The sequence below is a fragment of the Blautia sp. 210820-DFI.6.14 genome (assembly GCF_020558815.1).
GTDB lineage: Bacteria > Bacillota > Clostridia > Lachnospirales > Lachnospiraceae > Blautia_A > Blautia_A obeum.
In genome coordinates, this window is the sequence record NZ_JAJCKS010000103.1 from 1 (window position 1) to 421 (window position 421).

The 421-nt window shown below is 40.4% G+C and carries 1 protein-coding gene; it reads left to right on the plus strand.

The window, feature by feature from the left end; genetic code table 11:
* Window positions 1-93: 93 nt before the first annotated feature.
* On the plus strand, window positions 94-363 hold the full coding sequence (locus tag LI112_RS17920) for a hypothetical protein (protein ID WP_227191213.1): 270 nt from the start codon (window positions 94-96) through the stop codon (window positions 361-363).
* Window positions 364-421 lie beyond the last annotated feature (58 nt).

Below are 421 nucleotides of genomic sequence, written 5' to 3' on the forward strand. Positions count from 1 at the left end.
GTTCACAGCACTATTTCTAATATCGGAAGGGACAGCCGATATTGAAATACGTGGATTCCCGGCGGGAGGAATAGTCTCAGCGAAAGGAGGAGTATGAGAACAAAAAACAAAGATAAAGAACTGAATCACAGACATTTTATAGGATTACGTCTTACAGATGTCGAACTGGATTTATTAGACCAAGGCGCTGCTTGTTTATCTATTAGCCGATCAGAATATCTGAGGAAACTCCTGCTTGACATTGACAATATGTATGAATTTGCTTCTTCACACTGCACTGATTTCAAAGATCTCCGCGATGATGGGGATATTGTTATCAATAGGGAGTGGATCCTTAACAAACTTACCGAAGACGAAAATTAATAATATATTTGGTGGCTACACCCCCAAGCCCCTGTAGAATAAATAACGCCAGTACTGG

Excerpts from the sequence above, each read along its gene's own strand:
- LI112_RS17920 (WP_227191213.1), top strand. The coding sequence starts at position 94 with ATGAGAACAAAAAACAAAGATAAAGAACTGAATCACAGACATTTTATA.